Source organism: Streptomyces sp. f51 (assembly GCF_037940415.1).
GTDB lineage: Bacteria > Actinomycetota > Actinomycetes > Streptomycetales > Streptomycetaceae > Streptomyces.
On the sequence record NZ_CP149798.1, the window covers coordinates 7,174,203 to 7,199,669 of the forward strand.

The window sequence follows — 25,467 nt, forward strand, 5'->3', positions numbered from 1 at the left end:
TGATCTTTTTCCCGGCGCAAAGCCACGGGTGGCCTTGGAGACGGTCTCGGCGCCTCGGTACGAGGGCTTCAGGCCCCTTCCTCCGGTGCGCGGGCGGTGCTGCCGGCCGGGGTGAGGCAGCGGCGCACGAGTGCGAGGGTGCGCTGTGTGACCGTATCGAGGGGGGTGCCGTTCTCGACGGCGGCCAAGGCGGTGTGCAGCATTCCGGCGATCAGGTCGGCCGTGAGCGCGGGCTCAGGAGCGCCGAGCTCCCGGACGGCGGCGCGGAACGGTTCGACCTGGTCCAGGTGGAGTTCCATCAGCCGCTGCTGGCAGGCCGGAGGAAGGCCGGCGTTCATGAGGGCGACGGCGGGCCGGTGTGCGCCTTCGGCGCCCAGGCGGAGGCTTTCCCCGAAGAACGCCTCGACGCGTTCCAGTGGGCCTTCCGCAGTGGCTATGGCGCGGGTGAGTGCCTCGTTGGAGCGCCTGAAGGCTTCCTCCGTGATGGTGGCCAGAAGGGCTGCCGAGGAGTCGAAGTACTGATAGACGCTGGAGCGGGCCAGGCCCGCGCGGGCGCCGACCGCCGCCGGTGTGACGGCGGCGGCGCCCTCGTTGACCAGGATGTCGATCGCCGACCCGATCAGCGCCTCGCGTTGCTGGGCGCGGTGCTCGGCGACGGTGGAGGCGTTGATCTTCGGCATGCGGGCGGGCTCCTGGAGGGGTGACAGGGCCGGGAATGCGGCACCGGTTGGCGGCCCCCCGTCAGGACAGGTGGCCGTCGACCATCTCGTATACCCGGTCGGCAGCGTCCATTATCGCCGTGTCGTGGGTAACCATGACCGTGGCCGTTCCGCGCTCATGGGTCTGTTCGGCGATCAGCCGCACCGCCTGGGCGGACCGTACCCGGTCCAATGCCGAGGTGGGTTCGTCCACCAGCAGGACGGCGGGGGAGGTCATCAGGGCGCGGGCCAGGCCCGCGCGCTGGCGCTCGCCGCCCGACAGCTGGTGCGGACGGGAGCCAGCGCGGTGGGTCAGTCCGACGGCTTCGATGAGTTCGTCTGCGCGGGCCCGGGCAGTGGTGTCGAGGCGTCCGTCGATGTGCAGGGGCAGCAGGAGCTGTTCCCTGACGGTGAGGGAGGCCAGCAGGTTCGACTGCTGGAAGACGAAGCCGATGTGGCGAAGACGGGCGGCGGTGCGTTCCTTGTCCGAGAGGGCGGTCAGCTCGGTGCCGGCGATGTGCACGGTCCCCGAGGTGGGGCGCTGGAGGCCGCCGGCGACGGCGAGGAGGCTGGACTTGCCGGATCCGGAGGGGCCGACGACGGCGACGAACTCACCGGGGGCGACGGTCAGGCCGACGTGGTCGAGGGCGGTGACGGCGGTATCGCCGTCACCGAGGGTCAGGGTGACGTCGTCCAGGCGCAGCCCGCCGGAGCGGTCGGTGTCCGCGGTGGCCTGGTGGTCGGTGGCGGGTGTGGTCATCGGTTGGCTCCCAGAGCGGTGAGGGGGTCGACGGCGGTGATGCGGCGGACGGCGACGACGGCGCCCACGGTCCCGAGGACGATGAGGAGGCCGGAGGAGGTGGCGATGGCCGGTGCGGAGAGGGAGAAGGGGGCCTTACCGATCATCGCGCTGCCCAGGGCCAGGCCTACGGCGGTGCCGAGGGCCGTGGCTCCGACGAGCACGGCGACGACCTGGGCGAGCGCGTCGCGCAGGATGTACCCGGTGGGAGCGCCCAGTGCCTTCATCAGGGCGATCTCGGGCTTGCGCTGGACGGTCCAGACAGTGAAGAACGCGCCGACGACCAGTGCGGAGATGACGTACAGGAATCCCTTGATCAGGGCCATGGTGCTCGACTCGGCCTCGTAGCCGGGGGACGCGTCGAACGTGGCCTCCTTGGTCTCGGCGAGGGTCCCGGTTGCCTTTTCGACCACGGCGACGTCGGCGCCCGGCTTCAGGGTCAGGGCCACCGCGGTGGCCTGGCGGCTCGCGGCCTCGGGCAGGTCGCCGGGCAGGCCGTAATGCAGATGCCGCCACGTGTCGAGGTCCGCGTAGACGACGCCGATGTGACCGTAGGAGACGGTCTCGTCGACCAGGCCCACGACCTTCATCCGCACCCCGCTCCGGTCCGCGGTCAGAACATCGCCGATCTCCACCCCGAGATCGGCGATCTCCCGGGTGATCAGGATGCCCGCACCGCCCTTCTTCAGGCCCTCACCCTTGCTGGGGCGGGGCGCCAGGGAGGAGTCCTGCGTCATACCGAAGACGGCGAGGTTGAGCTGCTCGCCCTTCTTGGCGCCCTGGGTCACCTGGGCATTGGCCAGGGTGTTCCCGAACGGCTCCGCGCGCTCCACGCCTGGGGCCCTGGACCATGTCTGCCAATCCTTCTCTTCCACGGTCGAGCGGGAGAACTGCTCGCTGGTCGCCTTCTCGTCGAAGGCCATGTGGGTCACGGGCAGCGCGCGCAGGCCGGATATGCCGGCGTCCGCCAGACCGGAGGCAAGCCCGGACAGGAGGACACCGAGTACGGCGATGAGCGCGACCACCGCGCCCATCAGGGCGAAGCGACCGCGGGCGAAGCGCAGATCGCGTAGGGCAAGGAACACGGAGCTCTCCGAGCGATGAAGGAATGAGGACACGACTGACTGGCCACGTCGCCTCTTTACCTAAACTTGACGACGTGAATGTCAGCATCTTATCGGATGTTGCCGACGCACCTGTCGGCATGTTGTGTCGCGTACGTCGGCCGGGTCCTCCCCGCCAGACCGCCCCTGCGCGCGAGGAAGCCGGAGTGAGCGCCGCGCAGTGGCTGCCATTGGGCTCACACACGATCACCCTGAGCTCTTCAGCACGCGTCCACATGTACGAGGCCCGCATCCTGACACTCGGCGCCCAGGAACTCACCGAGACGGAAAAGGACTTCAAGCTGTCGTGGTGGCCGATGGCCGAGGCACTTCAGGCCGTGCACGACGGCCGGTTCCTCCTCCCCGCCGGACCGCTGGCCCTGCTCCTCGCAGATCACCGCCGCGCGGACGCTGACACCCGCGCGCACCGAGACCTGCCACATGAGGCTGACGCCGCCGTCTTTGCTCTACTGGCCGCCCTGCCCCCATGGGCCGTGACTGAACATCACACGCCGACCGGACGCTCTTCCCACGAGCCGCAGCGACCTGCGGATCATCAGCCGCATGCCCTTGGGCCAGCCGTCCAGTACGTCTTCGGGGAGCCAATTGCCCTCGACTCGGACAGGCGGGTACGACCAGCTAGTACTCCAGCTGTAGATCTTGATCTCGGTCTGTGGGCGGAGAGCATCTCGGGTCGGTAGCTCGGTTTCTGCTGGCCGCTGGCAGGTAGACCGGGACGGGCTGGGCAGGCACTATGCCCCGGTGAGCACCGTCATCAAGTTCTTCGTGGCACCGGACCACGAAGCCGCCGCTGGTGTCGCCGAGGGAGGTCCCGACGGGGTCTTCGAGTCGCTGACGTTCGGCAACTTCGATGTTGAGGAGGCTCTGATCGAGTGGGAGAGCATCTTCACCGGTCGGAGCTTTGAGGAAGTCCTTGACGACGATGTCCCCGAGACTGTTGCCGACCCGGACGACGGCGAGGGCCCGCTCGTCCTCGCCGTATCCCGCACCCTTCAAGCCGCCCTGAGCGCCGCCGGCAAGGACCGACTCGCTGAGGTCAGCCAAATGTGGGTGGCCGAGCGGGCGGCAGAGGGCGAGGTCTTCGATCCCGAGATCGCCGTGTGGATCCTGAGCGGCTTGGCCAACGTGACTCGGACCATCGGCGAGGAAGCCGAGGGCCTGTACTGCTGGGTGGCGTAGAAACGGCACGGCCACCGTTGATCATCGTCGATTGTGTGGACAGACGAAGATCAGCCGATAGTCGTGGGCCACGGCGTAGAACCTGCCCGGTGGCAGCCGGTGTTCGACAGCCTGATGGCGAGGGTGGCAGGGCGGTTCGCCCGGGTCGAGCCGCGTCGCAGAGCACGGGCGTTCGTGCTGGGCCTACTGGCTGAGCTGCCGCGGAAGAACTGCTGGACGATCGCCGAGCACGCCGGTGACAGCAGTCCGGCCGGGATGCAGCACCTGCTCAGCCGTGCGTCCTGGGACGCCGACCGAGTCCGCGACGACATACGGGAGTTCGTGGTCGAGCACCTCGGCCACCGGGACGCCGTCCTCGTGGTGGACGAGACCGGCGACCTGAAGAAGGGCACTGCGAGCGTCGGGGTGCAACGCCAGTACACCGGGACCGCGGGGCGAATCGAGAACTCCCAGGTGGCCGTCTACCTCGTCTACTCCACCCCGGTGGGGCACGCTGCGGTCGACCGGCGCCTCTACATCCCACGCTCCTGGACCCAGGACCCCGACCGGTGTCGAGCGGCCGGTATCCCCGACGGCACGGGGTTCGCCACCAAGCCCGCCCTGGCCACCGAGATGATCGCCCAGGCACTGGACGCCGATGTGCGGCCTCATGGGTCACCGGCGATGAGGTCTACGGCGGCGACCCGCACCTGAGCGCCGAGCTGGAGCGCCGTCAGGTCGGCTACGTGCTGGCCGTTTCACGCAAGCGACCGATCCCGACCCGCGCAGGCGTCTTCACGGCCGGCATGCTGGCGCACTGCCTCCCGAAGTCTGCCTGGCAGCAACTCTCGGCCGGAGACGGTGCCAAAGGTCACCGCTTCTACGACTGGGCCCAGGTAGAGATCGACAGCCCGTCCGGCAACACCGGTCACCGGTCGTTGCTCATTCGACGCCACCGGCGCACCGGCGAACTCGCCTTTTACCGCAGGTACTCGGCTGGACCCGTTCCTTTGAGCACCCTGGTCAGGGTGGCCGGGCGCCGCTGGACCGTGGAGGAGATCTTCCAGTCCGCGAAGGCCTGACCGGACTGGACGAGCACCAGGTCCGGCGCTGGACCTCCTGGCACCGCTGGACCACCCTGGCCATGCTCGCGCACGCCTTCCTCGTGGTCACGGCCGCCATCGAACGGACCGCCGCGACCACACCGGGGCTCGCGCCGCTGACCTGCGGCGAGATTCAACGCCTCTTCGCCACTTTCACAGCACCACAGCCCCGGAGTCTGGCGCACCGACTCGGCTGGTCGCGTTGGCGCCGACGACATCAGGCCCGTGCGCGCAGCAGCCACTACCAGCGCGAGGCCCTCCAACGGTAACCTTCCCGGTCACGGCACTGGCTTTCCCCATCGCCGGTCTTGAGCGACGTGGATGTAAGGAGCGCGGATGGGCGGGATGGGGGTCTGGGTGGTCGGCGCAGTAGCGGACGATGCCATTGAGGACGCGCGTCGCCGATTCCCGGACGCGGCAGGCGCCCACGGCACGTGGCCGGCGTCGTCCGTCGACGTAAGCCAGTGGTGCGAGCCTCTCGAGCCCGCGGAATTGCTCGATGGGACACCCGAGCCGTCGCGCATTGACGATATCGTGCGCTTTGCCGACGCGGTCTACAGAGTCCGGAACGACGAGACCGAGGTGGACGAGTTCCAGGACTACCTGCTTCACGCGGTCCCGCAGCAGGAGAGCGAAGGCATGTTCTGCTCCGCCGTACCCAGGGGCGACGGCGCGGCGGCGCTCATGTGGGGGCTCGGCCGCGACACGACGCTTCGCATCCCAGGCTGCTGCGGGCAGTTCCTATTCGATGCTGCCCAAGTGCAGGCCGCCCTTCCAGCGGCCGAACGAGCGCTCACCTTCCCCCCGCGGCGCCGGGCCCACGTGACCGCCCGCATCCGGCAGTGGCTAGACGAGATGGCGGACGACCCGAACTGCGACATCGACGAGCTGATCGACGGCCCACTTCGGGTGCTACGTCACGCGGCGCGCACGGGAGTCGGCGCGGTCGGGCTCACTCTTTGGTACTAACAGGGATTCATGGAGGCCGTGGTCGCTGCTACTAGCAAAATCACGATCTACGGCTGGAGTACTAGGCTTCTTCACCTGGGAGTTGTTTCCTTCATCGCAACTAACAGGACCCTCAGCAAGTCCTATCGTTGCAGGTCAGGAGTGCTTTCTGCTTTTCTGATCAAGCCTTGGACAGCCCGCTTCGTGAAAGCGCGAGGTTAGCCGATCAAGCAAGCGGAACGTGCGAGTCGCGCTCCTGGCAGCCGTCGGCGGCGACCTTGCCCAAGCGTTCGACGCTGCGGAGGACACCCGCTTCGTCCTCGTATGGCAGGGCCTGGTGGACAACGGGCCGCGACTGCGGCAGGGAAGGGGATCTGGTCGATGGGACGTATGTCCAACCCATATCTGCCGGACACGGACCGAGGAGCACTAATCGTCCTCGACACCGACCAGCTTGAACTGGCCGGCTTCCCTGACGGGGGCGTGTTCAGGATGCTGCACACGACGGCCGACCTGCACGGGCACACCCTCGCGGTGCCCCAGACGGTGGCGATCGAGCACCTCGCGCACCGCCACTTCGAGGCCCAGCAGCTGACAGGGCGTTCATCGGAAGACGCTGCCCGCCGCTGGCGTGAGGCTCTCCACGCGTTCTTCACGATCCTGCCGACGCCCGAAGGCGCCGCGGAGGAGGCCTTGGACCGAGTGGCCGAACGCCGCCTCCCCGCCCGAGCCGCATCGGTCGACGGAGACGTCGGCAAGGCCGAAGCCCACAGCATCCGGGACACCGTGGTCTGGCTGACCCTGCTCGCCGCTTTCGAAGACCGGAACCAGATGCTCTGGTTTCTCTCTGGTAACCAGAACTTCGCCGCGCGCTCCGCGTTTCACCCCGATCTGCGTGCAGAAGCAGAACAGCGTCTGGGCACCGACAGGTCACTTTTCCTGGGTCTGATTAAGGACGGCATTCCCGCGCTGTTGAAGCGATGGGGTACCAAAGTGACGGTAAGTGCCCAGGACCTGGACCTTCTGGTGCGATCGGAGTCGGTTGTGCAGCAGGTGCGGGCCGTGATCACGGGGCCTGCGCGGCCTTTCGCCCCGGACTTCCCGGTGCCCGGCACGGGGCTCCTGGCCTTTGACGGCCGGCTCGGCAGACCTCTGGCCTATCAGGTTGACGACAGGCTGTGGGTGCCCAGCCGCATCCGCTGGAGGGCCCACGGGGAGGAACACACGTGTTCCGGCTCGTCGTTCATCATGACGCGAGTGCTGCTGGAGGTCAGCGTCGAGCCGATGCTCGTGCTGGGCGTGACGGTTCTGGACGTCAGCCCTGCCGAACCACCCGCTGCGAGAGAGCGGTACGAGACCTGATGCTCGTTCGATGCCCTGCACTGCGATGGCCGCGTCCGTTCCACGCGGTGAGATCCGCCTCGTGGACGGCGCCAATCAGACCACGTTATCGGGAGCGACCCGTCGCGGCCGGCCCGGGCGCCGTGAAGCAACCCCGGTCCGTCACCCGGTGCGGCGTCAACCAGCCTGTGGAATCGTCCTGTTGGTGATCGACGCCCGGCCCATATCGTTACCTCATGTGGTCATATGCGGTGTGGGGGCTGGTCGGTGCCGCCCTGTACAGATGTCTCATCGTCCGGGCTGCTCTCCTGCGCGACGAAGACCCGTTCACGCACCGGTACGGGCGGTGGGACTACCCCAACGGGCCTGGCGTCGGCGCCCTCGTCGCAGGCCTGTGCCTGCACGCGCTCGTGGGTGCGGCGGTCGGCTGTACGGCGGCGACTCTGGCCGAGACGGCGGGGGCGGCGAATGCGGTCAGGTCCCTTATCGCGCTGGTCCTGGGAGTCGTCGCCCCGATCGTGTTCAAGCCGGCCGGCCGGCTCGCGCTCCGGATCCTGGTACCCGATGCCCTGGACGAGGGAACGGAAATACGGCTGACCGACCGCCGGTACTGGTACACGCCGCCCGGTCACCCTCCCGTGGCCACCGACGCACCGTACCCATGGGCCGACGAACTGGCCCGGCGCATCCGCGCGCAGGAGGTGGCCCGGCCGGTCAACCTGAAAGGCGCCCACCTCAGCGGGGCGGACCTGACCGGGGTAGATCTGCCCTGGGTCCACGCGCAACTGGGCACGCTGCCAGGCGTGTGCCTTCGGGAGGCGAACCTGTCCCGGAGCTTCTTCCGTGTGGCGAATCTGATCGGCGCCGACCTGACGCGGGCTCGCCTGGACCGAGCGGAGCTGGGCTCGTCGATGCTGGTCCGGGCACGGCTTACAGAGGCCGACCTGACCGGAGCGGACCTGACGCACGCGGACCTGCTGGACGCGGACCTCGCGGGAGCACGGCTGCGCGGAGCGGACCTGGGTGGGGCGATGCTCGTTCGGGCGAACCTCACCAGTGCCGACCTGACCGAGGCGTGTCTTGAACGGGCCGACCTGACGGGTGCCGACCTGAGCGGCGCGGGGCTGACGGGCGCGAACCTGGCCGGGGCGCGGTGGACCTCGGAGACTGTCTGGCCCATCGGGCTGGCCGACCGAATGCGGGACGATTCGGAGCAGCTCTTCGATGACGTGTACCGCCTGCACGGCTGGTCGCCCGAGCCCTACAAGTCCAAGGAGAAAGGTCAACCTCCTTTCCTTCAAAGGTTGTTGATCGCCTTCTGCGATGCCGCCCCGGCGTTCCGGCCGCTCCGCGCCGGTGACGTCGGCCACGGCAAGGAGACGCGGGCTTTCCGGCCCGCCAGACCGGTCGGGCGGGCCGGCCTCAGGAGTGCGTTGAAGTCCGGCACAGCCGTTTCCCTGTCAGGCGCGCAGCTGCACCGTATCGATCTCGTGGGTGTGAGCCTCGCCGGAACGGATCTCAGCCGGGCCGACCTCACGAAAGCGATCCTGACGGGCGCCGACCTGAGCCGGACCGACTTGACTCGAACACGACTGACGCAGGCGAACCTGTCGGGAGCCAAGCTGAACGGCGCGAACCTGGCTGGAGCGAACACCGTGGGCGCGGACGTGACCGGGGCGATCCTAACCGGCGCGAACCTGGCGGACGTCTATCTGGTGGACGCGAACCTGTCCGGTGCCCGCCTGACCTGTACGAACCTGACTGGCGCCCTGTTCTCGGGGACGAAGTTGACGGGGGCCGACCTGACCGACTCCGACCTCACCGATGTCGCCCTGGACAAGGCGGACCTGCGCGGCGCGAAGCTCCTGCGGGCCCAGCTGACCTCCGCCGACCTGAGTGAGGCCGACCTGACCAAGGCCATCCTCACCGAAGCCGACCTGACCTGCGCCCACCTCTTCGCCGCGGACTTTTCCCAGGCCCAGATGATCAGGGCCAGGCTCACTTTGGCCTTTCTGTACAACGCGAAGCTGACGGGCGCCGACCTCACCCACGCGGACCTGGCCGGAGCCCAGCTGACCGGAGCGCGCCTCAGAGGGGCCAAGCTGGTCGGAGCCCGGCTGCGCGGCGCGGACCTGGTCGGCGCCGACCTGAGTGGAACCCGCACCGACGGTGCCGACTTCGCGGAGGCGGTCTGGTCCAGCACGACCAAGTGGCCCGGCACGATCGCCGGGACTGTACGGGATCGCTCCGAAACAGCCCCCGATGGCACCTTCCGCGTACGCACCACCACCCTGGGCGAGCACCACTTCCCCGGCTCGGGAACCTCCGAACGGTAGCCTGAAACCGTCCCAGAACCTCCGCCTCCAGTTCAACCGACTCCACTTCCCATCCGCGACGGGATGCCCCTCTGGCCCACTGTTGCGGTACCGACCGGCTGTCACGCCGATTACCGGTACCTCGTGCGTCGCCCGTCTTCGTGCGAACGCGGCCGTGGCCGAGCAGGACCTGCTCGGCCACGGCGCTCGAACCGGTGTCCGGGTGACGCGACGAACAGGTCCACCGAGTCGACCGCGACGGCGGAATCGTCGACGAACCGCGAACCACTCGAACAGGCTCTGTTCGTGGTCTCCTTCACTCTGCTCAGAGCCCGCGTCCTCCTCCAGTCATAGCCATCACGGATGGGCCGTCACACCCCGCTGGCCAGCCGCTGAGCGCCGTAGTTTGCCAATTCGGCGCTCAGTGCGCGAAGGGCATCTGCTCAGTCGAGGATCACGGTGGCTCGATCTCGACCAGGTGCTCGGGGACGGCCAGTGCCGCAACGGCTCTGGCCCACTTCGTGGGCTCTGTCGCTGATTTGGAATGCGGTTGGCGATCTTCATTCGTCTTCGTGAAGTCCTCTTGAGGTCCGCTCTGTTGATCGAGATGTCGTGGTCTGCTGGTCGAGCGCGGGGTGGAGCGAGCGGTCGGGGGTGGCCGCGGTGGCGGGTGCCCTGATGGTGGCGGTGAACGCGGCTGCCGGATACCTCAGCCTGCTCTTCCTCGTCTTCACCGTCTACGTGTTCGTCCGGGTCGCAGCACCCCGCCGCCGGGGACCACCCATGTCGTCGTTTGTACGCGCGTGCCGCCTTGGGCTGGTGTGGTTCTCACCTGCGCCGATGATCCACAGACGTTCGCGGACGTCCACCGGTGTTCGTCGGCGTTGTCACGCAGTTAGACACTCGGCCCTGCGGCTCTGGCTCACTTCTTGCGGCGCCTGCTCGCCCTCTTCTTCAGTTCGGCTTGGCCGCGCTTCGTCCAGTCACCTTGGTGGAGGTGACAGCGCGATGTGCCCTTCACGGTCTTGTTCTGGCAGCGTCCGCCGGCCGCCGTTGGCCAGCCGCACTTCCCTTGCTTCCACTCGCCCACCGTCCACCCCCCCCGGGTAGTCCAGCTCACTTGTCGACAACCAGCGTGCGTGACCGTGCAGATGTAGGGGAGGGCGCACGGCCGGCGGCAGCTCGGGCCCACGCGCACGCGGGCAGGACATCCGGCGCATCTCCTTGATGCGCACGCTTTCCAACTGTGTTGGTGGGGCTTGGATTTCCGGTTAGGGTCGTCTGCCGGCGTTCATGGCGGCCGGTTGTGGGGGCGGCCATCTTCGCCGGCTCCCTCCTGAACGGCCGTGAATGACGCTGAATGAGACGGAAACTGAGACGGTCCGGCCAGTTGCTGACTCGCCTCGTGGGCGGCGTGACCTTCTGATCCGTAGCTCTATGCGGAGCGGTCAGCGAGGGACGGACCGGTCACTACCCAGGTCCCTTAGGTACGCCTTCGGTCGGGGCCGGTTGCTGTGGTTGCGGTACTCCACTGTTGTACGTCTATGAGCCTTCGGCCCATAGACGGAACATCGTGACCACTTCGGTGAGGTTGCCTGGTCCGCATGAGGCTTCGAAGCGTCGTTCCTGGACACGCGTGAAGATCCAGTCGGTTTCGCTGCGCCGAACGCACTCCGCCGAGTACTCCTTGTCTTCCAGTGAGGTTTCCTCAAGATCGATGGCAACTGTCCACCCTGGGTTGTCGAGCGGTCCAATCTCGATGCCCCAGGAGTGCTCCCAATTACCGTCGCACTGTTCGGCGTACCACCGCTGGAGCCAGTCGAAGGAGTGCACGGTTCGGTCCATGGCTGGGATCCTAGGTGTCGTACTGGGCTTGGAACGAGCGCTTAGAAGGCGCCTGCCGCGCCGTGCGGAGCACCCCATCTGACCTGCACCACTCCCACACTCCAACACCCTGTCGGTCAGCCCTCGACACGATCTGGACGGCACGACGTCCCGCCGGGCAGCCTCCAAGGACTCGGCGACGGCGGCCTGAGGCCCGGCGGCCGCACTCGGGCCGCCGACGTACGGGAACAGGTGTCCGGCAGGGGTGAGGCCATCCTCTACAGTTCGTTCACCCGCCGGACACCCACTCGGGTGACAGGCCTCATTTCGTTGGGAAACACATGCGCAGACTCGCCATCGGCGTCGCTTCGTCCGGCGCGCTGGCACTCATGGCCCTCACCGTTCCCGCCGCTCACGCGGACACGGTGGTGGGCGACACCAAGGTCTCGAACGTGGTGGTGAACGGCGGAAAGGACGTCGTCGTCGGCACGACGAACAAGGTGACCTTCAAGGTCACGTTCACCGCTTCCGACCCGGCCGGCATAGCCTCCGGGCAGACGTACCTGTACCACGGCACCTGGAGCGACCCCGACGCCTTCTGGACCCAGGACTCGCCCAGCGAAACCGTGTGCGCCTCGGGGACGACCGTCACCTGCACGTCGACGTACAACATCTGGCCCGAGTACGACCTGCACTACAACGCCTTCGCGGGCACCTGGCACTTCGGCGCGTACGCGAAGGCCAAGGACGGCGACTCGGCGAAGCGCACGAACCTCGGCACCTTCCACGTGCAGCGCTACTCCAAGCTCACGGTCAACGCCTCGCCGGAGCCGGTCACCAAGGGCCGGACGATCACCGTCACGGGCAAGCTGACCCGGGCGAACTGGGATGACCGCAAGTACCACGGATACGCCGGGCAGCCGGTCAAGCTGCAGTTCCGCAAGGCGGGCACCAGCACGTACAGCACCGTCAAGACCGTGACCACGGACGGCAGCGGCAACCTGAAGACCACGGTCACCGCCTCCACCGACGGCACCTGGCGCTACTACTTCGCGGGCACGAGCACCACACCGGCCGTCGCGGCCACGGGCGATTCCGTCGACGTGAGGTAGCGACGGGGCCGGCCCCCGAGCAACCCACAGAGGCGCGCTGCTTCTGAAGCAGCGCGCCCCTGTCTGCTGACGTCCCTTCCCCCGTGTGGAGCCAGGCCGCCCACCATCCGCGCCCGCCGCCCGCGCCCAGCCCGCCGCCACGCATTCGACAGACCAGGGAAGGTTCGCCCCGGAGGGCGCGGCGTGACCATCTTCGGAACTGCGTTCTTCGGTCTGCTGGGCGGCGGGATCGGCATCGCCGTCGACCACCGCTCGGACCACCTGCGGGCCCAGCTGACCACGCCGCACGTCGCGCCCGACGCCCAGGACCGCATCGTGGCGGGCCTGCGTACCATGACGGCGGACGAGACCGCCGACTACGAGGAGCTCGTCATCGGCGACGTAACCGACGGCGCGGTGGGCATCGGCTGGCGCGACGACGGAGGAGAACTTCTGATCGCCACCGACTGACGGCCCCGCCTCCGGAGCGAAGCTGGTCCGGATCGATCACTGCCGGTCATACTGATCACGCCGAGAATCTGCAAGCACATCGCTAGTTTTTCGGGGAGTGGTTGCCCTGCTTGTGGGCAGTGCGTTCATGGTGGTGGCGTACGGCTACCCCGGTGTCGACGTCTGGGTGTGGGACTGGGCTGATGTGGTGTTCACGAAGGGGCGGACACGGTACGGAACGCCCTGGCGGAGTTTTGCCGGCATGCGAATCCACTTCGGGATCGTGGGTGTCGTTCTGCTGGTATTCGGACTGCACTCCCTGATGCACTGACAGCAGTAGCCCTGTTCAGCCGCCGTGTCGGCGGCCATGCGAAGGATCCCGCCCCTTCGCGGTCCAGGGACCAGTAGTACGGAAGATCATGTGTGCCGATTGACCTGGCGCGACGTCGGTGCCATGGCGCAGGCGATGCGCCTCCTCGCCGAAGGGCAACAGGTCGGGGTGGTTGGGGGAGGAGATAATTTGCGCGCCTTGGCACTGGCAGCCCAGGATCTAAAAGACGGACGCCGTGCCATCCACCCGGAACTCGTCCTCTTCGCCCCCTGGGGAGAGCTGGAGGACTACGCTTCACGACCCGGAAGGACGTGACCTGCAACCGCTGGTCGACCTGGTCGACACTCATGGCACCGGTGCCATCCTTGCCGCAGTTGCCCAGTTCGTATCCGAAGAGTCCGCCGAAGTCAGCATTTCGACGGCCCACAAGGCCAAAGGGCGGGAATGGGCCCGCGTGAGGATCGCGGACGACTTCACCCCGCCGAAGGACAGTGATCAGACGGACGACAACGGGCGACCCATTCCCGGTCCGATCGATAACGGCGAGGCCCGCCTCGCCTATGTGGCGGTCACGCGTACCCGTCAGCGTTTGGATCTGGGGGGCCTGTGCTGGATCGACGATCATCCGGAGGGCGGACTTGCCATCTGACCCCGAACGTATGAGGGCGGGTTGAGTGCCTCAGGGCGCGGGTGATCGTGCGATCATGCGGCAAGTCTGCGTGCCCGATACCCGACACCGTTCGGCGTCCGAGCGCCTCACCTGACGAGCGTCGCCTTGGGGCGTACGACGCAGAACTCGTTCCCCTCGGGGTCGGCCAGCACGGTCCACGACTCCTCGCCGCTCTGCCCCACGTCCGCCCTGCGGGCCCCGAGGGCCAGGACGCGTTCGATCTCCGCCTCCCGGTCCTCGGCCGCGGACGTGAGATCGAGGTGCAGCCGGTTCTTGACGGCCTTCCGATCCGTGACCGGCATGAAGCAGATGCCCACCGGCGCCGTCTCGTCCGGCCCGATCACCACCTCCCGCTCCCGCTCGGAGAGGATCCGCCAGCGCAGCGCCTCGGCCCAGAACCGGGCCAGTGAGGGCAGGTCGTGCGCGTCGATGACGATGTGGTGCAGCGAAAGGGGCATAGCGGTCAATCTGCCCCGATTTCGCAAGAGTGGCAGCACCGGAAGGGGTTCGGGGTGGCATCTGGCGGACGGGCGGGGCCGTATGTGCGACCCGACCCTGCCCGCCCGTATCGGACCGTGCGCCCCTGCCTGCCCGTCCGTACGGTCGCAGGACCCCGCCCGCGCGTACCCGCGACGCCGTCCGCCCGTCCGTGCGGGCGTCCAGCACCGCCCGACCACACGCACGACCCCGCCCGCCCCGCGTACGGCCCCGCCCGCCCGTACGACCCTACGTACGGCCCGAAAACCCCGCCCGAGCGGCCTGCCTACTCCCCGCCCGAGCGGAAGTAGTGCCCCATCTCCAGGTCCTCGATCAGGCCCGGCCCGGTCGGGTTCCAGCCCAGCAGGGCGCGGGTCCGCTCGCTGGAGGCCGGGCTGTCGAGGCCGAGGAAGCCCGACAGCCAGGTGAAGTGCTCCGGTGCCTCCTCGGCTGGGACGGAGCGGGCGGGCACGTCGAGGTGGCGGCCGATGACCTCGGCGACCGAGCGGATCGGAACGCCGCCCTCGGCACTCGCGTGGAGGACGGATCCCGCCGGCGCGCCCTCCAGGGCGAGTCGGAACAGACGGGCGGCGTCGTCGCGGTGCGTGGCCGTCCAGCGCTGGGTGCCGTCGCCGATGTATCCGGAGACGCCCTTGTCGCGGGCGATGCCGATCAGGGCGGTCATGAAGCCGTTGTCACCGTCGCCGTGCACGGTCGGGGGGAGCCGTACGACGGACGAGCGGACGTTCCGGTCGGCGAGGGCGAGGGCCACCTGGGCGGTGCCCATCCGCGTCCTGGGGCCGCCCGGCAGCGCGGACAGTTCGTCCGCCGTCCTTCCGTCGTCCTCCGTGCTCGGGCGGCCCGTGGCCAGCCCGATCAGCCCCGACGCGATGAGCAGCGGCCGCCCGGAACCCGCGAGCGCGTCGCCGAACAGCTCGACGGTACGGCGGTCCGCGTCTGCGGCGTCCTGGAAGCCGCCGGAGAACGCGATGTCGTGCTTGAACGCGAGGTGGATCACGCCGTCCGACGCCTTCGCCGCCTCGCGCAGGACGTCGAGGTCGTCGAGGGTGCCGGGCACCGTGTCCGCCCCGGCCTTGGTGAGGGCCGCGGCCGAGGCGTCCGAGCGGGCGAGCCCGACCACCTCGTGCCCGGCTCCGATGAGCTCGGGTACCAGCGCGGAGCCGATCCATCCGGATGCCCCGGTGACGAAAACACGCATGAGAAAGCCTCCAGCCTGAGTGGCCGCCCGCGCGCCGGGAGAGCGCGTGGAGGCCACGTAGCGATGTCAGTGACTGTCATCAAACGTAGCACCCGATGTCAGTGACTGTCATCGAATCGCCAGCCGCGATGTCAGTGACTGTCATCGAACCGTTCGCCACGATGTCAGTCACTGCCGTCGAGTACGATGCCGGGCATGGGTCGATGGCAGCCGGACGCGCGCGGCCGCCTCGCGAAGGCGGCACTGGAGCTCTACGTCGAGCGCGGCTTCGACCGCACCTCGGTGGCGGAGATCGCCGAGCGGGCGGGGCTGACGGAGCGCACGTTCTTCCGGCACTACGCGGACAAGCGCGAGGTGCTGTTCGCGGGTTCGAGCGAGTTGCGGGACGTGCTCGCCGGTGCCGTGGCGCAGGCCCCCGAGTCCGCCACCCCGCTCGATGCCGTGGCGCTGGCCCTCGAAGGTGCCGCAGCCGTGCTGGAGGCACGCAAGGAGCACGCCCGGCAGCGGCAGTACGTCATCGACGCCAACACCGAGTTGCGGGAACGCGAGCTGATCAAACTCGCGTCGCTGTCCGAGACGCTCAGGGACGCGCTGCGGCAGCGCGGTGTCGACGAGGCCGCCGCGGGGCTCGCCGCGGAGGTCGGGATCGCCGTCTTCAAGTTCGCCTTCCGGCGCTGGGTCGACCAGACCGGGGAGAAGGAACTGGCCCAGTTCATAAGGGAGTCACTGGCCGGGCTGAGAGCGGTGACCGCGGAGGCGTGACGCCCTGCTGGGCCGCTCGCGATCGGGCCGGAACAATTGGCGCGCGCCGCGAAGCGCTCCCGCAGTACGGTCTGGCGATGGACGAGGCGGACGGATACTTCGGGGAGCGGGTCGCGGCAGCCTACGACGAGTCGTCGGGGGAGATGTTCGAGCCCGGCGTCATCGACGCGACCGCCGACTTCCTGGCGGGTCTCGCCGACGGTGGCCGGGCCCTTGAGCTGGGCATCGGGACGGGACGCGTCGCGTTGCCGCTGGTGCGACGCGGAGTCGCGGTCCACGGCATCGACCTGTCACGGGCGATGGTCGCCCGGCTGCGTGCCAAGCCGGACGGTGACGCGATCGACGTCACGATCGGTGACTTCGCCACGACGAAGGCGGACGGGACCTTCTCCGTCGTCTACCTGGTCTTCAACACGATCATGAACCTCACGACGCAGGAGGAACAGGTCGCCTGCTTCCGCAACGCGGCGGCCCATCTGGAGCCCGGGGGCTGCTTCGTCATCGAGGTGGCGGTCCCCGAACTGCGCAGACTCCCGGCGGGCCAGAACGTCGTGCCCTTCCAAGTGAGTCCCACACGCTGGGCGTTCGACATCTACGACGTCGCGACCCAGGCGACGAGTTCGAACTACGTCGAGGTCGTCGACGGCCGCGGCACGTACCGATCGATCCCGTTCCGGTACGTGTGGCCGTCGGAACTCGACCTCATGGCCCAGCTCGCGGGCCTGCGGCTGCGCGAGCGGTGGGACGGCTGGACCCGGGACCCTTTCGCGAGCGAGAGCCGCCGGCATGTCTCGGTCTGGGAGAAGCCGGCCGACTGACCGCGGGCGGGCCGCCGGGTCCCGGAGGCGGGTTCTCAGGGCCGGAGCACGATCTTCCCGTGGGTCCGCCGCAGTTCCAGCTCGCGGAACGCGTCGCGGACCCGCTCCAGCGGGTACGTACGGGCGATCGGCACCACCAGTTCTCCACGCGCCGCGAGCCGGGCCAGTTCGCCGACGACCACCGCGCAGGCCGCCGCGCCCTCGCCGTACGTGTGCGCGCCGACCCGGGCCGCCGCCTCCCAGTCGCGGATCGTGTTGATCCGGCCGGGCCGCACGCCCAACTCCACGGCCAGGTCCACGTATCCGTCGCCGAACGTGTCGACGAACGCGTCGACCGTCCCGCCCGCGGCCTCCCGGATCCGCTCGGCCACGCCCTCGCCGTAGTGGACCGGGACGACACCCTGCTCCTTCAGCCAGGCGTGGTTCCGCTCGCTCGCCAGCCCGATCACCGTGGCACCGCGCCGCCGCGCGAGCTGCACGGCGAGGGATCCGACGCCGCCCGCCGCGCCGGACACCACGACGGTGTCGGCCGGTCCGGGGTCGACCGCGAACACGGACGCGTACGCGGTCGTGCCGGCCACGTACAGCGACCCGGCCACCTCCCAGGAGAGCCCCTTCGGACGGGCCGCCAGCTTCACGTCCTCCGCCACGACGAACTCGGCGTGACTCGCCCTGTCGTGCGTGAAGCCCAGGACCTCGTCGCCCACCGCGAAGCCCCGGACGTACGGACCGGTCTCCACCACGACTCCGGCCAGATCGCTTCCCTGCCCCGAGGGGAAGACGGCCGGCCAGCGCTGGTGCCGCGCGCCCTCGCGGATCATCGCCTCACCGGGCTGGATCCCTGCGGCGCGGACCTCGACCAGCACCTCCCCGGGGCCGGGCGCAGGCCGCTCCACGTCCTCCACCCGGAGCACGTCGATCCCGCCGTACTCGTGGAACCGGACCGCCTTCATCCTGTGATCACCGCTCTTCCTCGTTCGGGCGAAACGGGGGCGCCGGAGCCCTGGAAGGACCGCGCGGCGACCATGACTTCGGAGTCAACTGCCGTGCGGGGCAGTAGTGTTCCCGCGTGCACGTCAGGCCGGCCGCCCACGCAGACCGAGAGGACTTCATGCCCACGGACCCCGGCACCACCCGTCAGTTCGCCGAGCATCCCTGGTTCGCGGCCAACGAGATCCTGGCGTTCGTGGTGGAGCTCGTCGCGCTCGCCTGCCTGAGCTGGTGGGGATTCACCGTCGGCCACGGCGTGCTGCCTCACATCGTGTTCGGCCTGGGGGTGCCCCTGGCGGCCGTCGTGCTCTGGTCGCTCTTCGCGGCTCCGAAGGCGCGACTGCGGCCCGGGCTGCCCCTCGTGCTCGTCGTCAAGGCGGTGGTGCTCGGCGGTGGCGCGGCGGCACTGTACGGAGTCGGGCACCCCGTCGCCGCCGTGGTCATGGCGGTCGTCGTGGTCGCGAACACGGCGGTCGCCGAAACCCTCCGCCGCACCGTGCCGGGCCGACCCGAGGGGCCGGAGGGCACGAACGGCTCACCGGAGTCCGGCTGAGGTCACCGGAGTCCCGCTGAGGCCACCGGAGTCCGGCTGAGGTCACCGAAGTTCGGCTGAGGTCACCGGAGTCCGGCTGAGGCCCACCGAAGCGGGCTCACGCGCCGGGACGGGGAGTTCAGGCCTGGTACTCGGTGAGGTCGATGGCGTGAATGGTCAGCGGGAAGCCGTGGACCGGGTGGGTCGCCTCGCCGGCCGGCTCCATGCCGAGCTTCTGCACGATGTTCCGAGAGGCTTCGTTGCCCGGTCGGTCGATGCTGATGACACGGTCGAGGCCGCGGTCCTGGAGCGCGAACTCCAGTGTGGCGTGGGCGGCTTCGGAGGCGTAGCCCTGGCCCCAGAACTGTGAGCCGAACCGCCAGCTGATCGCGACGGCGGGCATGACCTCGGGCAGGAACTCGGGCACGGACAGTCCCGTGAATCCGGCGAGCTCGCCCGAGCCCAGCAGCTCCACGGCGAAGAGTCCGAAACCCTCCTCGTCCCAGTCCTCCTCCCACCGCTCGATCGCCTCGGCCGTGGCGTCCAGATCGAGGACCGAGCCGTCGTCGACCCAGCGCATGACCTCGGGATCCGCGTTGATCTCCGCCATGGGGGCGAGGTCGTCGTCGTACCAGCGGCGGAGGAGGAGGCGGGGGGTGCGGATCTCGGTCATGAGATCCATCCTGCCCTACCCGCGAGGCATCGGCCGCCGACCGGGCACCGGCCCCCTGCCCCGGCAGGCATCGGCCGCGGGCCAGGCATCGCCCGTCCGGCCCCGGGGAGCCCCCGGGGCCGGACGGGCCCCTGTTTCGGACCGGTCGGCCGGGGCAACCGGCCGTCATGGAGACCAACGAGGGCACGGACGAAGTGATCGAGACCCAGGGCGAGGAGCACCACGTCGTCCTCAGCGCCGACACCAACGGCGACGGAAAGACGGACGTCTGGATGACGGACACCACGGGTGACGGCAAGGCCGATCTGTACCAGTTCGACACCACCGGTGACGGGCAGGTCGACCTGACGATGGTCGAGCGCGGCGACGAGCCGGGCGTCGACCGGGTCGTCGTCGAGGGCGACGGCGGTCACCCGCTCGACACCTGAGCCCTTGCTACGGGGTGTTCGTCAGCGGTCGCAGTGCGGCGGCGCCCACCCGCAGCAGCGCGGACACGGGCGGCCCCACCCACCGGGTCAGCTCACGCGGCAGCTCGGGGTCCAGCTCGATGGTCACCCGGACGTAACGTGTGTGCAGCCGAGCGACCTTGGCCTGACGGGGCGCGGCGGCGACCGGTTCCCTTTGCAGGGCGGCTCGGTAGGTGTCCTTGCGCTGGTTCACATCGCGTCCTGACGCTTGATGAGTTCGTCCGCGAGGTCCATGTACGCCGATCCCTTGACCGTGACAGGACTGCCGAACGACTGGGAGTACAGGTCGAGTCGGGGAATGTGCGTGGACAGCACGTCGAAGCCGCGTTCCGTGAGCGCTTCGCGGGCGTCGGAGTCGGGGCCGGTGCGGGTCGCGTCCGGACGGTTCGTACGGTTCAGCAGCACGGCGGAGCGGGCGGGCCGTGACCGCAGCGACTGGACGTCGCCCATCTCCCGGCCGATGGGCGCCATCCGGTCCAGTTCGATCGGGGACGGGGTCACGGGCACGATCCACTCGCTCGCGTACCGCATGACGCTCCGGGCGATGTGGGCGTGGTCCTCCATCTGCGGGGCGTCGAACACCACCGCCTGCCGGTCGCCCAGGAAGTCGTTCACGCGCCGGTGCACATCGCCCACCGGGAGGGAGAACACCGGGAAGGGGAAACCTCCGGCCAGTTCGCTCCACCGCAGCGCCGAGGACGCGGGGTCGCTGTCCACCAGCAGCGGTGAGTAGCCCGACTCGTGCAGCGCGTGGGCCAACCACACCGCGCTCGTCGTCTTGCCCACTCCGGGTTTCAGGTTCACAAAGGCATAGCTCATCGACACAGGCAGCCACGCTAGTGACCGCGGGGGACCGGTGACCGGCCAAGCGGGCCCAGGAGGTCCGGCGTTCACCCCGCCGCGCCGGTGATTCATTCCAATGGATCAAACGCGTTGTGCCCCCGCACAGACCCCGACGCCGATCGCTGTGCGTCCGCCGCCCGAACACGGAGTCCCCTGTACGCGCCCCCGCACGGCTGATGCCATGCCCCGCATGTCTCCCGCAGCACCACCCGCCGCACCCGCACCCACCGAGCCCGCGGCACCCGCACCTCCGCCGCCTCGTCCCCAGGGCGCACCGACACGCCCGTACGCGGCTCCGCCGGCGGAGTGCCGCCGATGAGCGCCGGGCACGGGGAGTCGCTCGCCGTCGTCGTCTTCCTCGGCTTCGTCGCCGTATCGCTGCTGCTGTGCGGGCTCGCGGCGGCCGACCTGGACGACCCCGAGCACTTCTACGCGGGTGGCAGCGCGGCCTTCGGTCCGGTCGGAGGCGGGCTCGCCATCGCCGGTGACTACATCTCCGCCGCCACCCTGCTCAGCACCACCGGCGCGGTCGCCCTCGACGGGGCGGACGGCATCCTCTTCGCCTGCGCCACCGTCGTCTCGCTGTACCTGGTCCTGCGGATCCTCGGCGAACCCCTGCGCCGTACAGGTGTGTTCACCCTCGGGGACTTCCTCGCCGACCGCCTCGGCGCGCCCTCCGTACGCCGGGCCCTCGGCGTCGCCACCCTGGTCGTGCTCACCCCGCTGCTCCTGGTGCAACTCTCCACCGCAGGGCGCGTCATGGCGGCCATGTTCGGGCTCCCTGACGGCGCGCTCACCGGATGCACCGTCGCTGGAGGCGTTCTGATGGTCTGTTACGCGGCCTTCGGCGGGATGCGCGGCATCGGGTACGTACAGATCCTCAAGGTCGGGGTGGCCCTCACCGCGATGCTGCTCCTCGCCGGGGTGGTCCTCGCCCGGTACGGATGGTCACCGGCGGCCCTGTTCGACGCCGCCCGGGACCGATCAGGAGCGGGCGCCGGATACGGCCGCCCCGGATTGCACTTCGGCCGGTCGGCCGCCGGGCGACTCGACCTGATCGGCTTCGAGGCCACCCTCCTGATCGGCGCGGCCTGTCTGCCGCACCTCACCATGCGACTGCACCCGGTCGCGGAGGCCCGTACCGCCCGGCGCGCCATCGGCTGGGCCGTCGGTCCGGTCGCGCTCGTGTGCGCCGGGGTCGTGGTGGCCGGGCTGGGTGCCTGCGCCCTGATCGGCCGGGGCCCGGTGCGGGCCGCCGATCCCGGGGGAGCGACCGCCCTGCTGATGGTGACGGGCGCGCTCGACCCGGTCGCCGGGGGCGCCCGGCACAGCATGCTCTTCGCGGTCGTCGCCTGCGCCGTCTTCGCGACCACCCTCGCGGCCGTCGCGGGCATCACGCTGGCGGCCGCCTCCAGCCTCGCCCGCGACTTCGGCGCCCGCCCCGCCCACGGGGACCGAGGGCGTGCGCCCGCCGCGGAGATCCGCCGGGCGCGGCTGGGCATCGTCCTGGTCGGAGCCGCGGCCGTCGCCCTGTCGGCGGTCCTCGGCGACCGCGGCAGACTGACGCTGATCTCCCTGTCGTTCACGGTCGCGGCCTCGGTGATCGCCCCGGTCCTGCTGTACGCGCTCTTCCTGCCGGGCCACTCGGCCACCGGCGTGCGCTGGACCGTGTACGGGACGCTGCCGCTGATCGTGCTGCTGCTCGCGGGCTCGCCCGGGGTGTCGGGCACGTCGTTCGCGGTGTTCCCCGGTCATGACATCCGCTGGTTCCCGCTCCAGACACCGGGGCTGGTGACGATTCCGGCCGGCTTCCTGCTGGGGCTCGTCGGCCGGACGCCCGCGCACGCCCGCGCCGCCCGGTCCTCCTGGCCGCGATCCTCAACCGCCTTGTCCGCGCGACCTCTTGACGGAGCTGGTGCAGACCTTTAGCGTCACGGCACACGAAGTTCACAATTGAACTCAACGTTCATTCATGTGAACTCGCCTTCCCCCACCGTCTGCTCCGCACGACCAGACGAAAGGCCGTGACCGTCATGCCGAACATGCGACCACATACCCGAACATCCGCCGTGCGCCGCGGACTTGCCGCGCCCCGCCTGCTGACCGCGGCCACCGTCGCGGGGCTCGTCGCCGCGGTCACCGTCCTCGGGACCGCCGGCGCCGACGCGGCCGACCCGAAGGTCGCGCCCGGCGGCAACTTCGACCTGTCGGTCTGGCAACTCCAGGAGCCGGTGGGCTCGCCGGGCTCGCCCACCACCATCTCCTCCGCGCGCCTCCAGGGGGCGAACGGCTACCAGGACGCGTACTTCTACACCGACACCCGCGACGGCGCGATGACGTTCTGGGCACCCGAGAAGGGCGTCACGACGCCCAACTCCTCCTACGCCCGCTCCGAACTGCGCGAGATGAACCGCAGTGGCAGCGCGGCGGACTGGTCACTGAGCGGCAGCCACCGGCTGAGCGCGACCCTGCGCGTCGTGTCGGTCACGTCGAACGTGTGCGTCGGCCAGATCCATCTCGGCTCCGGCGGATCGTCGACCAAACCGCTGGTGGAGCTGTACTACCGCGCGAGCGGCGACATCGTCGTCGGCACCGAGAACGCGCCGTCCGGCGGGCAGACGACCCACACGGTGGGACATGTGGCGGTCGGCAAGACGTGGACGTACACGATCGCCGTCTCGGGCGGAAACACCATCGACCTGACCGTCGACGGCAGCACCACGCACTACGCGATCCCGTCGTCGTTCTTCCCGTACAAGCAGTACTTCAAGGCCGGCTCGTACAACCAGTCGTCCTCCGGGAGCACCACGAAGGGGGCGCGGGTCGCCTTCTACGGCCTGAACGTCACGCACGGCTGAGGGGCCGGCGGACACGACGGAGGGGTGGGTCCGGCGCGATGCCGGGCCCACCCCTCCGTCGTGGAGCGACCGATCAGAGCGACGTCATGACGTGCTTGATCCGGGTGTAGTCCTCGAAGCCGTACGCGGAGAGGTCCTTGCCGTAGCCGGACTGCTTGAACCCTCCGTGCGGCATCTCGGCGACGAGTGCCATGTGCGAGTTGATCCACACACAGCCGAAGTCGAGCCTCTTCGACATGCGCATCGCCCGCGCGTGGTCCTTGGTCCACACCGAGGAGGCCAGCGCGTAGTCGACGCCGTTGGCGTACGCGACGGCCTGGTCCTCGTCCGTGAACGACTGGACGGTCATGACCGGGCCGAAGACCTCGTTCTGGATGATCTCGTCGTCCTGCTTCAGGCCCGAGACGACGGTCGGGGCGTAGAAGTAGCCCTTGTCGCCGACCCGGTGACCGCCGGCCTCGATCCGCGCGTGCTCGGGCAGACGCTCGACGAAGCCGCTGACCTGGGCGAGCTGGTTGGCGTTGTTGAGCGGCCCGTACAGCACGTCCTCGTCGTCCGGCTGACCGGTCTTGGTCCCGGCCGCGGCCTTGGCGAGCGCCGCGACGAACTCGTCGTGGACGGAGGCGTGGACCAGGACGCGGGTCGCGGCCGTGCAGTCCTGGCCGGCGTTGAAGAAGCCGCCGACCACCAGGTCCTCGACCGCCTTCGTCAGGTCGGCGTCCTCGAACACCACGGCCGGGGCCTTGCCGCCGAGCTCCAGGTGGACCCGCTTGACGTCCTTGGCCGCGCTCTGGGCGACCTGGATGCCGGCCCGGACCGAGCCGGTGATGGAGGCCATGGCCGGGGTCGGGTGCTCCACCATCAGACGGCCGGTCTCGCGGTCGCCGCAGACCACGTTGAAGATCCCCTGGGGCAGACCGAGCTCCTCCAGGACCCCGCCGATGATCTCCGCGATCAGCACCGTGGAGGCCGGCGTGGTGTCCGAGGGCTTGAGGACGACCGCGTTGCCCGCGGCGAGCGCCGGGGCGAACTTCCACACCGCCATCAGCAGCGGGTAGTTCCACGGTGCCACCTGGGCGCAGACGCCGACCGGCTCACGGCGGATGATCGAGGTCATGCCCTCCATGTACTCGCCGGCCGAGCGGCCCTCCAGCATCCGGGCCGCGCCCGCGAAGAAGCGGACCTGGTCGATCGCGGGGCCGAGTTCCTCGCTGAGGGTCAGGTGCAGCGGCTTGCCGGTGTCGCGGCTCTCGGCGGCGACCAGCTCCTCGGCGCGGGCCTCCATCGCGTCGGCGATCCTGAGCAGCGCACGCTGCCGCACGGACGGCGTCGCGTCGCGCCAGACGGGGAACGCGGCGGCGGCGGCCGCCATCGCCGCGTCGACGTCGGCCGCCCCGGAGAGGGGGGAGGTCGCGTAGACGTCACCCGTGGTGGGGTCCACGACGTCGAGCGTCCGGCCGTCGGCGGCATCCGCGAACGAGCCGTCGATGTAGTTGCGGAATGTGCTGCTCATGGAACGTCTCTCCTGGTCAGGCGGCGGTACGGGGGGACAGGTGCTCGTGCACGGCGAGCCAGGCGCCGTCCTCGGAGCGGGCGAAGACGATGGTCTCCCGCTCGTGCACCGTCTCCTCGCCGGAGTTGGTGGCGACCCGGGTCTCCACGTCGTGGCTGAAGACGGCCGTGTCGCCGAAGGGCTGGACGAGCTGCGCCGACGAGGTGCAGTCGAGGATGCGGAAGCCGTCCTGCTCGACCCACTCCTGCCACAGGGCGCGGTACTCGGCGGTGGAGCCGAGACGCTTGGGCGTGGTGTGGAAGACGAACGTCGCCTCGGGTGCGAAGGCGCCGAAGTAGTCGTCGAGGCGGCCCTCGGCGAAGGCGGCGACGAGCGCGTCCGCGGCCGTCTCGATCTCCTGGACGGTGGTGGTGCTCATGCACGGCTCCTGACAGGGGCGCCCGGCGTCAGGGCCGGGCGCCCG

25 protein-coding genes and 2 pseudogenes are annotated in these 25,467 nt (G+C 69.5%); 15 read left to right on the plus strand and 12 right to left on the minus strand.

What is annotated here, in order from left to right; genetic code table 11:
• Positions 1-68 precede the first annotated feature (68 nt).
• The 3 genes from WJM95_RS31085 to WJM95_RS31095 form a co-directional block, all read right to left on the minus strand.
• A complete protein-coding gene (locus WJM95_RS31085; RefSeq protein ID WP_339133752.1) occupies positions 69-680 on the minus strand; it encodes a TetR/AcrR family transcriptional regulator in 612 nt (203 codons plus the stop codon).
• Between the two features lie 61 nt (positions 681-741).
• Positions 742-1,458 (minus strand): ABC transporter ATP-binding protein, encoded by a 717-nt coding sequence (locus tag WJM95_RS31090; protein ID WP_339133754.1) that lies wholly within the window; start codon positions 1,456-1,458, stop codon positions 742-744.
• Entirely contained in the window at positions 1,455-2,582 is a 1,128-nt protein-coding gene (locus WJM95_RS31095; protein ID WP_339133756.1) for an ABC transporter permease, read from the minus strand. The genes WJM95_RS31090 and WJM95_RS31095 overlap by 4 nt, the downstream gene beginning before the upstream one ends.
• Before the next feature lie 185 nt (positions 2,583-2,767).
• Here WJM95_RS31095 and WJM95_RS31100 point away from each other — a divergent pair, with 185 nt between their 5' ends.
• From WJM95_RS31100 to WJM95_RS31125, 6 genes and pseudogenes are all read left to right on the plus strand, one after another.
• Positions 2,768-3,301 (plus strand): hypothetical protein, encoded by a 534-nt coding sequence (locus WJM95_RS31100; RefSeq protein WP_339133758.1) that lies wholly within the window; start codon positions 2,768-2,770, stop codon positions 3,299-3,301.
• 61 nt (positions 3,302-3,362) lie between these two features.
• On the plus strand, positions 3,363-3,800 hold the full coding sequence (locus WJM95_RS31105) for a hypothetical protein (RefSeq protein WP_339133760.1): 438 nt from the start codon (positions 3,363-3,365) through the stop codon (positions 3,798-3,800).
• Between the two features lie 114 nt (positions 3,801-3,914).
• Positions 3,915-5,151: pseudogene (locus tag WJM95_RS31110) on the plus strand (IS701 family transposase).
• Between the two features lie 67 nt (positions 5,152-5,218).
• On the plus strand, positions 5,219-5,851 hold the full coding sequence (locus tag WJM95_RS31115) for a hypothetical protein (protein ID WP_339133762.1): 633 nt from the start codon (positions 5,219-5,221) through the stop codon (positions 5,849-5,851).
• Positions 5,852-6,211: 360 nt separating this feature from the next.
• Positions 6,212-7,192, plus strand: coding sequence for a hypothetical protein (locus tag WJM95_RS31120; protein WP_339133764.1), 981 nt, complete (start codon positions 6,212-6,214; stop codon positions 7,190-7,192).
• A 215-nt stretch (positions 7,193-7,407) separates the two neighbouring features.
• Entirely contained in the window at positions 7,408-9,507 is a 2,100-nt protein-coding gene (locus WJM95_RS31125) for a pentapeptide repeat-containing protein (RefSeq protein ID WP_339133766.1), read from the plus strand.
• A gap of 1,521 nt (positions 9,508-11,028) precedes the next feature.
• Here WJM95_RS31125 and WJM95_RS31130 read toward each other — a convergent pair.
• Positions 11,029-11,331, minus strand: coding sequence for an immunity 53 family protein (locus tag WJM95_RS31130; protein ID WP_339133768.1), 303 nt, complete (start codon positions 11,329-11,331; stop codon positions 11,029-11,031).
• Positions 11,332-11,651: 320 nt separating this feature from the next.
• Here WJM95_RS31130 and WJM95_RS31135 point away from each other — a divergent pair, with 320 nt between their 5' ends.
• The 3 genes and pseudogenes from WJM95_RS31135 to WJM95_RS31145 form a co-directional block, all read left to right on the plus strand.
• On the plus strand, positions 11,652-12,422 hold the full coding sequence (locus WJM95_RS31135) for a calcium-binding protein (RefSeq protein WP_339133770.1): 771 nt from the start codon (positions 11,652-11,654) through the stop codon (positions 12,420-12,422).
• A gap of 183 nt (positions 12,423-12,605) precedes the next feature.
• Positions 12,606-12,872: a hypothetical protein gene (locus tag WJM95_RS31140; RefSeq protein WP_339133772.1), complete on the plus strand. Its 267-nt coding sequence runs from the start codon at positions 12,606-12,608 to the stop codon at positions 12,870-12,872.
• A 421-nt stretch (positions 12,873-13,293) separates the two neighbouring features.
• Positions 13,294-13,831: pseudogene (locus tag WJM95_RS31145) on the plus strand (3'-5' exonuclease); the annotation flags it as partial.
• 107 nt (positions 13,832-13,938) lie between these two features.
• Here the strand turns inward: WJM95_RS31145 and WJM95_RS31150 are convergent.
• Positions 13,939-14,310: a VOC family protein gene (locus tag WJM95_RS31150; RefSeq protein ID WP_339133774.1), complete on the minus strand. Its 372-nt coding sequence runs from the start codon at positions 14,308-14,310 to the stop codon at positions 13,939-13,941.
• A 305-nt stretch (positions 14,311-14,615) separates the two neighbouring features.
• On the minus strand, positions 14,616-15,548 hold the full coding sequence (locus WJM95_RS31155) for an SDR family oxidoreductase (protein ID WP_339133776.1): 933 nt from the start codon (positions 15,546-15,548) through the stop codon (positions 14,616-14,618).
• Between the two features lie 195 nt (positions 15,549-15,743).
• Here WJM95_RS31155 and WJM95_RS31160 point away from each other — a divergent pair, with 195 nt between their 5' ends.
• Entirely contained in the window at positions 15,744-16,310 is a 567-nt protein-coding gene (locus WJM95_RS31160) for a TetR family transcriptional regulator (RefSeq protein WP_339133778.1), read from the plus strand.
• 77 nt (positions 16,311-16,387) lie between these two features.
• Positions 16,388-17,128, plus strand: coding sequence for a class I SAM-dependent methyltransferase (locus tag WJM95_RS31165; protein WP_339133780.1), 741 nt, complete (start codon positions 16,388-16,390; stop codon positions 17,126-17,128).
• A gap of 35 nt (positions 17,129-17,163) precedes the next feature.
• Here the strand turns inward: WJM95_RS31165 and WJM95_RS31170 are convergent, their stop codons facing one another.
• Positions 17,164-18,081 (minus strand): NADP-dependent oxidoreductase, encoded by a 918-nt coding sequence (locus WJM95_RS31170; protein ID WP_339133782.1) that lies wholly within the window; start codon positions 18,079-18,081, stop codon positions 17,164-17,166.
• A 158-nt stretch (positions 18,082-18,239) separates the two neighbouring features.
• Here WJM95_RS31170 and WJM95_RS31175 point away from each other — a divergent pair, with 158 nt between their 5' ends.
• The gene (locus tag WJM95_RS31175; RefSeq protein ID WP_339133784.1) at positions 18,240-18,671 is read left to right on the plus strand and encodes a YrdB family protein; all 432 of its coding nucleotides are present in this window, start codon (positions 18,240-18,242) and stop codon (positions 18,669-18,671) included.
• Positions 18,672-18,789: 118 nt separating this feature from the next.
• Here WJM95_RS31175 and WJM95_RS31180 read toward each other — a convergent pair whose 3' ends face one another.
• Positions 18,790-19,323 carry a GNAT family N-acetyltransferase gene (locus tag WJM95_RS31180; protein ID WP_339133786.1) on the minus strand — a complete coding sequence of 178 codons (534 nt, stop codon included), beginning with the start codon at positions 19,321-19,323 and terminating at the stop codon, positions 18,790-18,792.
• Positions 19,324-19,490: 167 nt separating this feature from the next.
• On the opposite strand from WJM95_RS31180, the gene WJM95_RS31185 reads away from it, so the two are divergent.
• Entirely contained in the window at positions 19,491-19,751 is a 261-nt protein-coding gene (locus WJM95_RS31185; protein WP_339133788.1) for a hypothetical protein, read from the plus strand.
• 7 nt (positions 19,752-19,758) lie between these two features.
• Here WJM95_RS31185 and WJM95_RS31190 read toward each other — a convergent pair whose 3' ends face one another.
• Together WJM95_RS31190 and WJM95_RS31195 are read right to left on the minus strand one after the other, a co-directional pair.
• On the minus strand, positions 19,759-19,983 hold the full coding sequence (locus WJM95_RS31190) for a hypothetical protein (protein WP_339133790.1): 225 nt from the start codon (positions 19,981-19,983) through the stop codon (positions 19,759-19,761).
• Positions 19,980-20,609 carry a ParA family protein gene (locus tag WJM95_RS31195; RefSeq protein ID WP_339133792.1) on the minus strand — a complete coding sequence of 210 codons (630 nt, stop codon included), beginning with the start codon at positions 20,607-20,609 and terminating at the stop codon, positions 19,980-19,982. The genes WJM95_RS31190 and WJM95_RS31195 overlap by 4 nt, the downstream gene beginning before the upstream one ends.
• Positions 20,610-20,948: 339 nt before the next feature.
• Between WJM95_RS31195 and WJM95_RS31200 the strand changes: the two genes are divergently transcribed.
• On the plus strand, positions 20,949-22,562 hold the full coding sequence (locus WJM95_RS31200; protein WP_339133794.1) for a cation acetate symporter: 1,614 nt from the start codon (positions 20,949-20,951) through the stop codon (positions 22,560-22,562).
• Positions 22,563-22,729: 167 nt separating this feature from the next.
• A complete protein-coding gene (locus tag WJM95_RS31205) occupies positions 22,730-23,491 on the plus strand; it encodes a polysaccharide lyase family 7 protein (RefSeq protein ID WP_339135972.1) in 762 nt (253 codons plus the stop codon).
• 73 nt (positions 23,492-23,564) lie between these two features.
• Here WJM95_RS31205 and WJM95_RS31210 read toward each other — a convergent pair whose 3' ends face one another.
• Together WJM95_RS31210 and WJM95_RS31215 are read right to left on the minus strand one after the other, a co-directional pair.
• Positions 23,565-25,004 (minus strand): gamma-aminobutyraldehyde dehydrogenase, encoded by a 1,440-nt coding sequence (locus WJM95_RS31210; RefSeq protein ID WP_339133796.1) that lies wholly within the window; start codon positions 25,002-25,004, stop codon positions 23,565-23,567.
• A 16-nt stretch (positions 25,005-25,020) separates the two neighbouring features.
• Positions 25,021-25,422: a nuclear transport factor 2 family protein gene (locus WJM95_RS31215; RefSeq protein WP_339133797.1), complete on the minus strand. Its 402-nt coding sequence runs from the start codon at positions 25,420-25,422 to the stop codon at positions 25,021-25,023.
• Positions 25,423-25,467 lie beyond the last annotated feature (45 nt).